The organism is Bacillus nitratireducens (assembly GCF_001884135.1).
Lineage (GTDB): Bacteria > Bacillota > Bacilli > Bacillales > Bacillaceae_G > Bacillus_A > Bacillus_A nitratireducens.
This window is the reverse complement of record NZ_MAOC01000026.1, coordinates 157,188-171,080: the sequence shown is the minus strand read 5'-3', so window position 1 is coordinate 171,080 and position 13,893 is coordinate 157,188. Positions and strand designations below refer to the sequence as shown.

The following is a 13,893-nucleotide window of genomic DNA, read 5'->3' as shown; positions in this document are numbered from 1 at the left end:
TAACTCCCCTCAAAAATCATCAATACCTTGATCGATCCCTGTTACCAATATACCTGGCCTTACAGATTTTTATAGGTCTCGAACTCCAGTTTAAATTTCACTCAGCCATTTTCGTTACTATTCAAAAACAAAAACATGATTGTGTATTTTGAGATAGTAAGAAAATCTACACGTATTCAATTTTATCTGAATATTTGGATTTACAGATAAAAATAACCACTAAAGTAGCTGTCCAAAACTTTTTTTTGGACAGCTACTCCTTTAACACTTTATAGTGACTAGACCCTTTAAATAATTCCCCCTTCACAAATCCATTTGTAGTATAAAACGCATGGCCTTGCTTTGTATCAGTATGTAAAACAACCACTTTAAAATACTTTTCCGAATGAGATAATAGCCGGTTTAATAACAAGTTCCCTAACCCTATACGACGATAGTCCTTTGAAATATAAACTCTCCTTAATCGGCCAATCTTATTGTTTTCTGTATATGGATCTTGGTTTAGTCCTCCTATTCCAATTAACTTTTCCCCTTGAAAGATACCATATAAACATTCTCCAGTTTTATTAAATGTGTTTATTTTATTTTCATAATCACTTATTAGTTTTATTAGGAAATTAAATCCTTCGTCTTTGCTTTCTTGAACAAGATAATCGTGTTCATATATCATTAAATCTTCAATTTGTTGAATATGTATATCTTTCAAATAAATTCCCCCTTAATATGAAAACACATAAAAATGCTCTAGAATTATTTATTCTGAGCATTTTTATGATTGTTACTTTATTCAATTCGTAACATGCGTATTCTGCACTTCAGACAATATTCCCTTTAACTCCATTAAATCATCTATTACTATATCCGCCTGCGCAAGTTCATCTTCTTGTGCAAAATCAAAATTGCATCCAATCGCAATCAAGCCATTATCTTTAGCTGCGTTTATATCAGATAACCGGTCCCCAACTACAGCTGCTTCTTTTATATCATATTTGTTCAAAATACTTTTAACTAAGTCGCTTTTATTAAGTGAGTTAATTTGCTCAATACTAAACGTTTCAGTAACCCATTGGCCTAAAGCATAATAAGATACGATCGCTTGTAAATATTCAGTTAAACCATTACTAGCAATATATATTGAACAATTACTTTCTTTTATATATGTAAAAACTTCTTTTACGTTCGGATATAAAGCACCTTTTCCGCTCTTAATGTTTTCAATTAGTCTTTCTAAAAAATATGCATCTGTTTGTTCTCTTACTTCAAGAGAATGATTCGGTAATAAAGCTTCCCAAACTTTTGGTAAAGGCACACCCATGATTTCACGGTATTTATCAATAGGTGTTACCGTATCCCATAATTGTAGTGATCTTAAGTGATCAAATGTATCATCTAACGATAATTCTAAAATTTTATCTGTTTGAAATAATGTTCCGTCCATATCAAAAATTAATGCTTGTAACATTCCATTCTCCCCTTTTGAACTATAAGTATTACTCGATATATTTTTCAGCATCTCAACAATAATTTCCGAACAATAATTTGCGGCAGTTTTCGCGAAGTCATCATAAGAGACTTGTGCTTCATCGTCTGCGCTGTCTGAAATACATCGTATAACGAGAAACGGTACTTCATTTATGTAAGCAACATGTCCAATTGCTGCACCTTCCATCTCTGTACAATGAGGTGCATATTCGTCTATTAGTTTCGCTTTTAGTTTTGAATCCTCAACAAAACATTCACCGCTGACAATTCTTCCTTTATGAACCTCCATATGTAAACTACTACTATTGCATGCTTTACGTGCTAACTCTATTAATTCCTTACTTGCATTAAATTCTTCTTGGAACGGGAATAAGTTTTTCATTTGAGTTTTACTTACATCATGATGGGTAACATTCGTTGAAATAACGATATCACCAACTTTTACATCCGGGTGTAACCCGCCAGCAACACCCGTATTGATGATAGCATCTACATTAAATTTATGAATTAAGGTTTGCGTACATGCCGCTGCATTTACTTTCCCTACACCAGAACGTGTAATAATTACTTCTGTTCCCATGAATTCGCCAATGTAAAAAGGCATTCCCGCAATTGTATGTTTCTCTTTTATATGTAGTTTTTCTAAAAGTAAGTCTATTTCAATTTGCATTGCTCCGATAATGCCGATTCTGTTCATGTATGTAGTCCCCTTTATCTAATTGCTCTCCCCTATATAATCTGCAAATATTCATCAATATCTTTATTCATTTGAAGAAAAGCTTTATTCCAAAATTCATATTTTGTTATATCTATTTCAAGATGTTTTTTCATAAGCTCTTCCACTGGGGCTTTTCCTGTTTCTCGTAAAAACTCTTTATATTTCGAATGAAAAGTACTTTTACTTTCTTGAGCTATTTCTAATAAACTAAAACTAGCTAAATAACCAAATGTGTATGGATAATTATAAAAAGGAACATCTGCTATATAAAACTGAACATATTTCATCCAAACAAACGGCTGATATTCTGATAATGCATTCCCGTATGCTTTTTCTTGCGATGCTATAGATAATTTCTCGATTTCATCAGCACTTAATGAACCTTCTTTACACTTTTCATGAAAATTCTTCTCAAATTCAAATGATGCTCGAATTGCCATTACATAATTAAAACAGTTTCTTATTTTCCAACTAAGCAATGACTTTTTCATATCTATACTATCTGTTGCTTGAATTAAATAGTTTATAAGCACAGTTTCAAAGAAAATAGACGCCGATTCAGCCGTACTCATTGGCAAATAATCATCTAAAAAAGATGTAGATTGCTCAAAACTCATATTATAAAAATGCCAAGCATGTCCTAGTTCGTGCGCAAGTATCCTTACACTATCGATACTTCCGTCATAACGCATAGAGATTCGTGATTCTAGTTCACTGAAGAAAGGAGCACAAAATCCACCAGGTGGTTTATTATTTCTCGGTTCCGTATCTACCCATCCACTCTCTATTGCATTACTTGCAAATTCTGCTAATTCTTCATCAATATCTTTTAATGCATCATATATGTTTTGTACTGCTACTGAAAAAGGGATAATAGCCTCATTATTTTCCTTTACCGTCATAAGTTCATGCCATGTAATCGAAGCTTCCCCCTTCTTATACACGTTTAAAGCACTTACTAATGTATCAAGATTTTCTTCTGTTGCATTCCACATTTGTAATAATACAGTTTCAGAAATACCATTCGCATGTAGAGATTGAGTTAACATCTCTCTATCTTCTAATTCATTACTCTTTGCATTGCGTAATCTCCCTATTTGATTTAAGACAGTAGCGAAGATTTCTTTTTCCTTGTGTAAGGCCCTTGTTAATAACTCGAATACTTCTAATCTTTCCTTTTCATTATCACTATTCATTGCAATATTATTTGCTTGGCCAAATGATAATTGCTTATTATCGTGCTCTATTTCTATTTTATTCCTTAATTGTATGTACATATTTTCCCATGCGTTAAGTTCATCTTTTATTAACCTAGTATTAATATTATCGGACGTTTGCACTTCACTTTGTTGTATTACTTGCTGTACTTCTCTTTTCAAATCTTTTACTGTAATAGTCAATACAGAAAGATCAGTTGGAATACTTTCTTCAGCCGATCGGCAATACAAATAGTATTCTGCTTTTTCAATAGCTTGTATAAGCTTTGAAAGGATTCCTACATCTTTTGTCATATAATATTGTTCTTTCAACCCCAATATTGGAGTTAGAATATCCTCACTCGGATACAATCGATCTAAATCCCATCTAGCAATTTCATTCATTTTTTAGCTGCCTCCTATTTTTACAAATAGTTACAGATATTTCTCCCTACACAATTATATATGAAACAAGAAAATTTTAATATCTTTAAATATTTAGATTTATATAAACGTATTCTTATTTAGACTCTTTGCTTATGCTACTGAAACGCATATAACATAAGCACATGAATGATACAGCCACTGGAATAAATATCAATCACCCAATAAAAGGAGGTTATTCAAAAAGTATAAAACATTTTACTTTTTGAATAACCACTTTAATTTTAAAATTCATAAATACTTCAAACTTTGCTTTTAATCTATTTTATTTTCAGCTGATATTTTAAAATACTTCGCAGATAATTTATAGGAACGATTCTCATAATAATAATCCCCTAATTTATAAGCTAATTCAGCAACCAAGCTATATTGTTGTTTTTCAATCCCCATCTCAATTGCTTGTTTCATATTCTTCTCATATCCATTATAATCTGCCCATATTTTAGATTTTTCTGCTTTAAACCCATATAGTTGAACATGTGCATAAGGTACATCACAAATTGACAAAATTTCAAATGCCTCATCTATAAGTTTAGTTACTTTTTTCCAATCTTTTAATTCCATATAAATTTCTATTAAATTCCGGATTGTATATACTTTATCTGCTTTGTTTGGTAAATACTCACAAAGAATCAAGTTTTCTTCGTAACATTTTATTGCATTTTTATTATCTTTTAATGCTTGATAAATTTTCCCGTAATTATATTTCACAAAACATAAATTTAATGGATCATTTTCCATCTTTGATTCATCTTCTACTTGTTTTAAAGTTTCAAATGCTTGTTCATACTGTTTATCTTTGTTATATTGCATCGCAAGAAGTATTAACGCATAAATTTTATATTGTTCTATATTAAACCTTTTATACAATTCATATGCTTTTTTTGCGTATATGCGACTAACACTTAGATCTTTATTAAGATGCTGACTTACCATACTTATATTGTAATACGTATCAGCGTGCAACTCGGTTTCTTCGGATTCCAACATATTTTCTATCTTTTTGTAAACTTCATATGCTGTAAAATACTCCCCTTTATTAGAAAAATAAAGACCTCGAGCTCTTAAATAATATATATAATCTTCATTATTTTGCATTTCCACTTGACTTGGAATCATTTGCCAAGCTTGATCTACAAATAACTTCACATATAATAAGTTTTTATTTCGGACATGATAGTATATGATGACGCCATACGTCTTTAATAATAAAGGAATTGCGTCCACTTCACGAACGTATAATTCTAACAAAGATAATTGAGCTTCAGTTATACTTTTATCTTTTTTATATTTATCACATATTTCAAGAATAGTAAGCTTTATCTCCTCGTTATTGCCATCTATGAGAAAATCGCAATCAACACCTAGCTTCTTAGAAACTTGTTTTAAAAAAGAAGATGATGGTTTGATTTTCCCACTCTCAATTCTACTTAAATAGGTTACTGAGCATATTTCTGATACGAGCTCCCCCTGTGTCAATCCTTTATGCATACGAACTTGCCGAATACGTTCCCCTATTTCCATCTTTCTACTCTCCCTGCTTAACCATTTCATACTTTTTACTAAATAAGCCATTATGTATTGCTTAATCTTTCATACTAAGAAAATGCATAACTTTAAAAATGTAAAAAAATGTATCATACATTTTAATTTTACATTCATACTATGATTATTTCTAGATACTTTGTTAAATTTAATGGTTAAAATTTAGATTTTCCGTCCATTTTTTTCATGTAATTTTACTACTTGTTATTAACAAACACAGAATCATATACTTGAATTACGATAAACTTAATGAAAAAGATTTAACTACATGTAAGCTATCATTCTTCATTTAGATAGTTATAGTTCATTATATTTACCTAATACATAAAAAATATCTATTATAAACCAAATAAATTTAATAGATGAATTATTAATATCAAATCCTAGAAATTAGTTTGTCGAATTATTCAATAAAAACGAAAGGATGATAAACATGATTGTAAGATTTAAAGATGAATCCGCACGAAAAATAGTAAGGTATGTTGGAGGCGCTGCTTTACTTTTAATAATCGCTTCTTTCCTTTATCAGTGGAAAAATGACTTAGTAATTGATCAAACTGAAAGAGTCAGCTTTGGACTAGTTATCATTACTTTCCTATCTACCTTCTTACCTATTAAAGAGAAAGTTAATAAATAATTATATATTTTATTCACATAAAACAATTAAATTAGATTAAAAAAGGATTGATCAAAAGATCAATCCTTTACTCTACTTCATTTAAGAAGAACAATGTTAACGCACCTGGTCCTGTATGCGCTCCGATTGCAGCTCCAATTGTATTTACGATAAATACTTCACAACCGAATCTTTCGGTAATTAATGCTTTTAATGCTTCGGCAGTTTCTAAATCATCACCGTGAGTCATACCGATTGTTTGACCTTTAAGATCTTTTCCGCGCTCTTCCATAATATCAACAATGCGGCTTAATACTTTCTTTTTCCCTCTTACCTTTTCAAGTGGTACAAGTTTTCCTTCATCCACATTTAAGATTGGCTTAATGTTTAATAAACCACCAATAAAACCAGCTACTTTACTTAAACGCCCACCTCTCACTAGGTACTGCAAGTCAGCTACAGTGAAGATATGTTCCATATGGTTCATTAGAAAAGCGACCCGTTTTAAAATATCTTCTTTTGATGCGCCGTCTTTCGCCATTTTAGCAGCTTCTAATACGACAATACCTTGACCGAGTGAGGCACATTTTGTATCAATAATTTCTAAATCTAAATCAGTGTATGTTTCTTTCACTTCTTCTTTAATGAGAACTGACGATTGATATGTACCAGACAGTTCAGATGAGAAAGCTAAATATATACAAGGATTACCTTCTTTTGCATAAGAAACAAATTTTTCTTGAAATGTTTCAAGTGAAGGCAATGACGTTTTATAAACTGCACCTTCTCTCATTTTTTGCAATAAAGTAACTGATTTTAATGTAACCCCATCTAAATACTCTGTTTCTGCTTCATCATATACACGGAGTGGAATTAAATCAATATCATATGCTTGCAGCAATTCTACCGGTAAATCCGCCGCACTATCCGTAATGATTTTAACACCCATTTTTAAACCTCTATTCTGTTATAAATATAAAAAATATAAAATAAAAATAGTACTTTTAAATTATATACGTAAAACTTAAATGAAGAAAGGAAAAGACTTTATATTGTATGCTCTATTCTTCAAAACTTGAACTATAAAGTAAAATGATTTCAATTCATCCTCTTTTCACCAGTTATAGAGCTATATATAATTAGAATATTAATACTCTTCCAAAGGAGGTTCTTATGAGTATACAACTAGCTACTCCTAAAGATTTAGAATGGATTAATAAACAATACGAATCAATAGGTTTTTTACCAAGTGATTTAAAGCGGGATAAAGTTGCAATCATTACATATAACGATGAGTATGCAGGTGTAGGTCGTTTAGTCCAAATCGATGGAGAAACTATGGAAATGGGGGGGATTTTCATAGCACCTAAATTTAGAGGGTTACAATTAGCAGGAGAACTCGTTTCATTTTTAGTGCAAACAGCAAAGGAATCATATATGCAACATGTATTCTGTCTCCCTTTCGAAGAATTAAAAAGCTTTTATAAAAAATACGGTTTTACTGAAGTCGATACTACGCAAGAGGTTGTCCATCCAATTATTCTAAAAAAATATAATTGGTGTTTGAAAAATTATGATAAACATGTATTACTATTTAAGTTGTGAGTTTTCTATAATAGGAGTGGATACACTTTGTATTACACCACATGTTTTAATAAAGATTTATGCCTTTCATCAATTTAAGTACCTAGTTTTTTAAATCGATCCATCAGTTGTATTTCACATCTTTCCCAAACGCTTATTAGCTAGCTCGTTTACAAACTTGCTAGCACTATTTTTAAGTTTCCCTATTACATATTCCTGAGGAAATTTTTAACTAGTTAATGGGGATGATCATTTATTTAATCCGCACCAACACTTCCTGTTCTTGTAATAATTGTATAGTTAATTCCAATACAATATTTTGCATTAATTGATAAGTGTTATCATGTGGTGTACTTCGTTCCGATATAAATTCAATACATTGAGAAATATAACCTTCTACAAGTAAGCTCCCTTTTTCAATTATAGATGGATTATTTCCTTTCTTTATTATTTTTGGCACTAAGAATTCTTTTTTTGTTAAAATAATTTCCTGTGACACCTCTTTTATTTCTATAACTTTTTCTTTAAATACCACTTTTTCTCGTAAATTAATTTCACCTTTATACTTCCCTATTTCTATTGGTAATTTCGCAGGTATGTAATTATTTACTCCTCCTTCATCTTCCTTCTCTAAAATTATACCGTGTATAGGGATCCACGAAGATGTTCCTATACAATTCTCTTTAGTATTACCTTTTATTTTTTGATTAGGAAATTCTAAAAGTACTCTCTTTTCATGAAGGTTTGAAGAAACTAAATTACAATTAACTTCTCCATGATAATGTTGCACTGTCGTTAATAACTTAGCATCCAGTTCACGACCCCTAGCATTTTTTTCATTACGAAATACAAATACTTCTTGTTTTTTTACATTAATATTAGGAAATTTTATAAAACTAGTCACATCCGAAATAATAGAAAATGGAGTCTTCACTACTATTGAACTCACTGAAGTCTCTATTTTTGATCCTGAATCTATACTTACTTTCTTTGATTCATTTGCTACTTCTTCTTTTGCTGGTTCAGTCTCTTCACTTTTTTTCTTTGATGCAATTACTATTTCTTCTTTCTCTGACTCGGTTTCTTCATCTTCTTTTGCTGATTTAATTTTCACCTCTTCTTCCTTTAATCCATTCGCTTTATCTTCTTTTGCTGATCTAGTTTTTTCACTTTCTTTCTTTAATTCAATTGCTTTATCTTCTTTTTTTGATTCAGTTTCTTTACTTTCTTTCTCTGATTTAATTACTTTATCTTCTTTTTTTGATTCAGTTTCTTTACTTTCTTTCTCTGATTCAGTTTCTTTACTTTCCTTTTTTTCTCTTATTTCGCGCGAATCATCTTGAACATTCAGCATTTTCCACTTGTATACTTTGTTCCATATTTCCTTACCAACCCATGGCTTATTCATCACCATCCCCCCATCTGATGAAATTCAAAAAAATATGTTTTTTGTACGTGACCATTTCATCATTATATATGTTGTATAATAATAAAAAAGACATTGTCTTTTTATCAAAGACAATGCTTTTTTAGTTTTATACTTGTACTTGTTATACTTGTACTTGTTGTACTTGTAAAACTTTTAAAGTAAGATCTAGTACAATTTTTTCACGAAGAGTTTCAAATGGCTCATTTAATTCTGTTGGACAAGGGGAAAAGTCTAATTCGAAAAATTGAGCGCTGACTAATTCGCAATACGGTTGTTCATTGTAAAAAACTGTATTTTCGAAGAAGTATTTGTCTAAACGTGGTAGATCACCATTTTTAGGATTAATAAAGTGAGAAGTAGTATCTGAGGAAGCAGCTACTATAGCTTGTGATAGAAAATCACCAGCTGTTAAATCAGCAAAACCAGAAAATGGAACATTAGCAATGCGGTCATATAGCACTCCATTACACTCGTCATTTGCATATTCAATGTTTTTACGAATATATCCTTGTACAAATAATTTTGCTCTTGTAACTCGGCGGTAATTTGTACCTGGTACTGGAGTAAATGCTACAGGAACTAACTTACATTGTGTTAAAAATGCATTTTTTAAGATACGTTTAATTTCAACTGCTGGAGGATCTAATGAAATATCAGATTCTACAACAATTTGAATCGTTCTTTCTGCTAATACAACTGGTATTTTTACAATCGGTGTTCCTGGCGTAGTAATTGGCGTTACAGGTGCATCACTTAATGGTGTTTGAGTTTGTCCTACTACCTGACATGGTACATTAATTGGGCATTGTTCACTCATATTTTATAATCTCCTTTTATACAAGTTTTTAGAGTTTTTTAACTCTCTATACTGTATATGTATCTCTTCTATTAATGCGTGGGTTCCTGTAATAGTTACTTTCATCATTTACAAAAAAATAGCAATTTTTTGCTAGTTAAAACACACAAAACTAAATATATTGAGCCTTTATGATTATCTACCTATACAAAAAGAGAATTTCTGAACCCTCATAGTGGAAGTAGGAACTGATGGGTTAATTATATTCAATAGTAATGGAATAGGATTTTTTTCATTTAATACTATCTATACAACAAAAAATTAATATTGGTGGTACTCTATTAGTAAAAAAATAAAAACCGACTTAAAAAAGTCGGTTTTTATACTCAAAATTTTGCGAACTCCCTCAATCTTACCATTGATATTGTTTTTTTTTCAAATTTATCAATTCTTCTAATAGAACCAATCCGATTGTCATTCTTTCCCTTAACTTCATTAATTAACATCTGTTTCAATGCCTTTAACTTTGGTAAAATCACCTTCGGATAGTTTATATTTGCGATTATAGAAAACAAGTCTAATAAACATTAATTTAATAAGGTTAGCTAGCCTTATGACATTGTATAATTTGTACACACACCGTTCATTTACCTATTATTCACAAAATAAGTATCATACGCTTTATCAAAAACATATCCTAACTTTTCAGCTAGTTTAGCAGAAGTGCTATTCGCTGCATCCCAATTTGGATATTTCCCATTTTCTAAACAATCCAATATTAGTGCTGCACTAACTACAGTTGCCAATCCCTTTCTTCTATGATTTGGTTCAGTAGCAACTTCGATTTCAATACCATCATCATAAATACTATATGATGATGCACCACATACGATTTCTCCATTATACAAAATACAATAACCTATACCTCGATTTACATAATCATCTATTGAACGGAATTGGCTTATAAAATCTTCAGAAACCTTGTGTAATGATGGGTTATTCGCAATATGCTCATCTACCTTTCTTAATTCATATCCTTTTGGAAGTGCCGATATAAAAGATTGTAATTTTGTATGATTAAACACTTCTGAATTTCTTTTAAATTTATATCGTAAAAACTTATCTATTTTTCTTTCGTGGAATATTTCTAAACGCTTTTTCCATTGATCACTATTTACGATTACTAAAATTCTTTCAGGGATGTTACGTAATAACTCTTTTGTCTCTTTTGCATTTGGATCTCCAGTATAAAATGTGAAAATCCCTACCGTAACTTGCGCTACTGTCGGATTTTCAAGATCATTTACCCAAGCGGTGCCCATATGTCCTTGTAAATAAGAAAATAACACAACATTATTAAAATCCTCAAACATAGAAACTAATTTTTTTCTAGTATGTATATTTGCTTCATATATCATTTACATTCCCGCTTTCTATAAAATCAATATAACTCTATATCTTTATGAATCAACTTAAATAACTTTTTTACTCATCCGTTTATTCGTCATATAAGCAAACGCCTATTACACTTAAACTTCATATAATTATAAATTATTCACAAATATAAAATTATTATAACATCTATTCAAAAAAGAAAAATTTACTTTTTTTTGATTTTAAAACACACATCTTTTCATCTAAATAAAGCATATTTGTTGATAAAATTTTATACGTATACCAAATCTATCTAAATAACTGTAAGATTACTTTATAAATAAGCTTTTTAAGGGGGATAATAAAATGTCTGATTTCTATTCTCGTCTTTCAAAAAGTGATGCCGCTGTTCTTCTAGTGGATCATCAAACTGGTCTTATTTCCAGCCTAGTGCGTGACTATGGTGTTGATGAGTTCAAGAATAATGTTTTAGCTCTTGCTAATACCGCTAAGTTTTTTGATTTACCGGTTATTTTAACAACTAGCTTCGAAGATGGTCCTAATGGTCCACTCATGCAGGAATTAATTGAACTATTTCCAAATGCGCCTAAAATAGCGCGTCCTGGACAAATTAACGCATGGGACAATGATGAATTTGTAAAAGCTATTGAATCAACGGGTAAAAAACAGCTAATTATCGCAGGCGTAGTTACTGATGTTTGTGTTTCGTTCCCAGCGCTATCAGCTGTAAATGCAGGGTATGAGGTATTTGTTGTAACGGATGCATCTGGAACTTTTAGTAAACCAGTTGCTGATGCCGCTCTTATGCGTATGGCTCATGGAGGGGTGCAACTAATGAACTGGTTTAGCGTTGCAGCTGAATTACAGCGCGACTGGCGAAATGATATTGAGGGCTTTGGAGCTTTACTTGCTAAGCATCTTCCAAGTTATCAAAATATCATCGGAAGTTATAGGGCAGCTCAAAAAGAATTTAGTAAATAAATTACTCAAGTTTAAATAACTATTTAAACTCAATAATGACTACCAATAGCAATTTACATAATTAAGAAAAGGGCTACTTCAATCGCCCTTTTCTTAATTACTTTACAAATATTATATGACCTCTTTCATTACATTTAAAAATACTTAAATAATATTTCTTAGTTTTACTGTTATGGATACTTTCATAATTTGTTGTAAAAGAACGTATCATGATAGGAATTTACACATTGCAATTAATCGTACAACTAACCGCTCTATATACTTCTAACTTTCATATTAACTATGTGATTTTTGCTTTATTACAATCCACCTAGTATATGTAAAAACCCTCATTATATTGTAGGAGGGTTAATCAATTTAAATACGTTATATTTCCTTCTTAGAAATAAAGGATTCTGTAGCACCATTTTTATATATTTTAGTCAACTTAATAATTGACTTGTACGTATTACTGTCATTCGTTACCATCTTTTTCATCTCTTCTATTTCTACGTTACCAGTTCCACTCTCTATTTTTAAGCAGTTCGAAATATTAAGATATCCACTTGATGCGAAAAGAATAATAAACGTAATATCAGGGAAATTAATGAACAGTAATCCGAAGTTCAAAGGATTTGTAGCCATATCCGATAATATCAATCGAAAATCTAATAGTTCTGGCACTTGAACAAAATCTTTAGAAACAATCGCTTCACCTACTATTGTAATTTGCTTTACTACATTCCCAAGTTCATCTGTAAATTCAATACATCTAGGCGCATCAATTGTTTTTGCTTGTAGAGATAAATTCAATTCAGAATTATAAAAGTCGAAAAAGAGTGTACTTCCCTCCGTTAAACACTGTGGACAAACATTTCCAAGGAGACTAAAATCCTCTTCAATAAATTTAACTTTCGCTTTACAATTACACACTTTTCCTATTCGAACCGCATCAATCTTTGAACAATCTACAAAAATAACATCATTGTCCTCTTGTACAAATGACACGATACCTTTCATCTTGTTAAATGAAAGAAAATAGGATACAACACTTTCCTTTCCGGCTATTACGATACTCTCAACCTTAGTAAAAGGTTCTAGACTTTGTAAAAATTCACATATGCTATTTTGACAACATTGACAATTTTGTTTCGGCTTGCAATCCACTTACATTCAATCCCTTCCCTTTATGTTTTTATCTCATACACATAATATGAACGGGATATAAGAAAAGCTTGGACAATATAATTTTAACGTAAGGATATAATTATTTACTCATAACACCAATAACACATAATTTTTACTATAAATACATATAACAATTTCATCTTTCAATGAAAAAGCGTTATAATGAGGTGTAGCCTCTACGATTACGTTATAAAGGAGATTAAAACAATGGCTAAAATTAAAGTGTACCAAGCAAAAGAAGAAAATATGGAAGCAGTAAAAAACATCATTGATGTTGAGGAACAAAATCCAACTGCTGAAAACTTACAAAATCTATACGCATGTGTATTAGAAACTGAAGATATGGCATTGCCTGAATCATACATTGAAGAAGATATCTTAATTGATTCTATGGAAGTTATGGTTAACGCTTCTCAAAGCAAACTAAGAGACTTAGGTACATATGATGTAATCGAAGTTCAAAACAAAGGTAAGAAAACGCAAATTTTATTATTAGCAGACGAAGAATACGAAATTATCGAAGGCTAATCTGAATCCGTA

The 13,893-nt window shown here is 30.8% G+C and carries 13 protein-coding genes; 4 read left to right on the top strand and 9 right to left on the bottom strand.

Annotated elements, in window-relative coordinates; translation table 11 throughout:
- Positions 1-253: 253 nt before the first annotated feature.
- The 4 genes from BAU23_RS10600 to BAU23_RS10585 form a co-directional block, all read right to left on the bottom strand.
- Positions 254-706, bottom strand: a complete 453-nt coding sequence (locus tag BAU23_RS10600) for a GNAT family N-acetyltransferase (RefSeq protein WP_071734378.1) — start codon at positions 704-706, stop codon at positions 254-256.
- Between the two features lie 81 nt (positions 707-787).
- On the bottom strand, positions 788-2,179 hold the full coding sequence (locus BAU23_RS10595; RefSeq protein WP_071734376.1) for a 5'-methylthioadenosine/adenosylhomocysteine nucleosidase: 1,392 nt from the start codon (positions 2,177-2,179) through the stop codon (positions 788-790).
- 32 nt (positions 2,180-2,211) lie between these two features.
- Positions 2,212-3,801 (bottom strand): M3 family metallopeptidase, encoded by a 1,590-nt coding sequence (locus tag BAU23_RS10590; protein ID WP_071734374.1) that lies wholly within the window; start codon positions 3,799-3,801, stop codon positions 2,212-2,214.
- Positions 3,802-4,095: 294 nt separating this feature from the next.
- Positions 4,096-5,364 carry a helix-turn-helix domain-containing protein gene (locus BAU23_RS10585; RefSeq protein WP_071734372.1) on the bottom strand — a complete coding sequence of 423 codons (1,269 nt, stop codon included), beginning with the start codon at positions 5,362-5,364 and terminating at the stop codon, positions 4,096-4,098.
- 454 nt (positions 5,365-5,818) lie between these two features.
- On the opposite strand from BAU23_RS10585, the gene BAU23_RS10580 reads away from it, so the two are divergent.
- Positions 5,819-6,022, top strand: a complete 204-nt coding sequence (locus BAU23_RS10580; RefSeq protein WP_016129684.1) for a hypothetical protein — start codon at positions 5,819-5,821, stop codon at positions 6,020-6,022.
- 67 nt (positions 6,023-6,089) lie between these two features.
- Here BAU23_RS10580 and BAU23_RS10575 read toward each other — a convergent pair whose 3' ends face one another.
- Positions 6,090-6,950 carry a DegV family protein gene (locus BAU23_RS10575; protein WP_000538290.1) on the bottom strand — a complete coding sequence of 287 codons (861 nt, stop codon included), beginning with the start codon at positions 6,948-6,950 and terminating at the stop codon, positions 6,090-6,092.
- A gap of 224 nt (positions 6,951-7,174) precedes the next feature.
- Here BAU23_RS10575 and BAU23_RS10570 point away from each other — a divergent pair, with 224 nt between their 5' ends.
- A complete protein-coding gene (locus BAU23_RS10570) occupies positions 7,175-7,606 on the top strand; it encodes a GNAT family N-acetyltransferase (protein WP_000027147.1) in 432 nt (143 codons plus the stop codon).
- 232 nt (positions 7,607-7,838) lie between these two features.
- Here the strand turns inward: BAU23_RS10570 and BAU23_RS10565 are convergent, their stop codons facing one another.
- The 3 genes from BAU23_RS10565 to BAU23_RS10550 form a co-directional block, all read right to left on the bottom strand.
- Positions 7,839-8,993, bottom strand: a complete 1,155-nt coding sequence (locus BAU23_RS10565) for a BC_2427 family protein (protein ID WP_071734370.1) — start codon at positions 8,991-8,993, stop codon at positions 7,839-7,841.
- Positions 8,994-9,135: 142 nt separating this feature from the next.
- Positions 9,136-9,831: a CsxC family protein gene (locus tag BAU23_RS10555; RefSeq protein WP_001295001.1), complete on the bottom strand. Its 696-nt coding sequence runs from the start codon at positions 9,829-9,831 to the stop codon at positions 9,136-9,138.
- Positions 9,832-10,457: 626 nt separating this feature from the next.
- A complete protein-coding gene (locus BAU23_RS10550) occupies positions 10,458-11,228 on the bottom strand; it encodes a GNAT family N-acetyltransferase (RefSeq protein WP_016129687.1) in 771 nt (256 codons plus the stop codon).
- A 322-nt stretch (positions 11,229-11,550) separates the two neighbouring features.
- On the opposite strand from BAU23_RS10550, the gene ycaC reads away from it, so the two are divergent.
- On the top strand, positions 11,551-12,186 hold the full coding sequence (gene ycaC, locus BAU23_RS10545; protein WP_016129688.1) for an isochorismate family cysteine hydrolase YcaC: 636 nt from the start codon (positions 11,551-11,553) through the stop codon (positions 12,184-12,186).
- A 366-nt stretch (positions 12,187-12,552) separates the two neighbouring features.
- On the opposite strand, the gene BAU23_RS10540 is transcribed toward ycaC, so the two are convergent.
- Positions 12,553-13,332: a BC_2878 family exosporium-associated protein gene (locus tag BAU23_RS10540; RefSeq protein WP_071734368.1), complete on the bottom strand. Its 780-nt coding sequence runs from the start codon at positions 13,330-13,332 to the stop codon at positions 12,553-12,555.
- A gap of 228 nt (positions 13,333-13,560) precedes the next feature.
- On the opposite strand from BAU23_RS10540, the gene BAU23_RS10535 reads away from it, so the two are divergent.
- Complete coding sequence (locus BAU23_RS10535; RefSeq protein WP_001062735.1) at positions 13,561-13,881, top strand: hypothetical protein; 321 nt, start codon at positions 13,561-13,563, stop codon at positions 13,879-13,881.
- Positions 13,882-13,893 lie beyond the last annotated feature (12 nt).

Coding starts and splice junctions, on each gene's coding strand:
- BAU23_RS10585 (WP_071734372.1), bottom strand. CDS start 5,364: ATGGAAATAGGGGAACGTATTCGGCAAGTTCGTATGCATAAAGGATTG.
- BAU23_RS10550 (WP_016129687.1), bottom strand. CDS start 11,228: ATGATATATGAAGCAAATATACATACTAGAAAAAAATTAGTTTCTATG.
- ycaC (WP_016129688.1), top strand. CDS start 11,551: ATGTCTGATTTCTATTCTCGTCTTTCAAAAAGTGATGCCGCTGTTCTT.
- BAU23_RS10570 (WP_000027147.1), top strand. CDS start 7,175: ATGAGTATACAACTAGCTACTCCTAAAGATTTAGAATGGATTAATAAA.
- BAU23_RS10575 (WP_000538290.1), bottom strand. CDS start 6,950: ATGGGTGTTAAAATCATTACGGATAGTGCGGCGGATTTACCGGTAGAA.
- BAU23_RS10565 (WP_071734370.1), bottom strand. CDS start 8,993: ATGAATAAGCCATGGGTTGGTAAGGAAATATGGAACAAAGTATACAAG.
- BAU23_RS10595 (WP_071734376.1), bottom strand. CDS start 2,179: ATGAACAGAATCGGCATTATCGGAGCAATGCAAATTGAAATAGACTTA.
- BAU23_RS10535 (WP_001062735.1), top strand. CDS start 13,561: ATGGCTAAAATTAAAGTGTACCAAGCAAAAGAAGAAAATATGGAAGCA.
- BAU23_RS10580 (WP_016129684.1), top strand. CDS start 5,819: ATGATTGTAAGATTTAAAGATGAATCCGCACGAAAAATAGTAAGGTAT.
- BAU23_RS10590 (WP_071734374.1), bottom strand. CDS start 3,801: ATGAATGAAATTGCTAGATGGGATTTAGATCGATTGTATCCGAGTGAG.
- BAU23_RS10555 (WP_001295001.1), bottom strand. CDS start 9,831: ATGAGTGAACAATGCCCAATTAATGTACCATGTCAGGTAGTAGGACAA.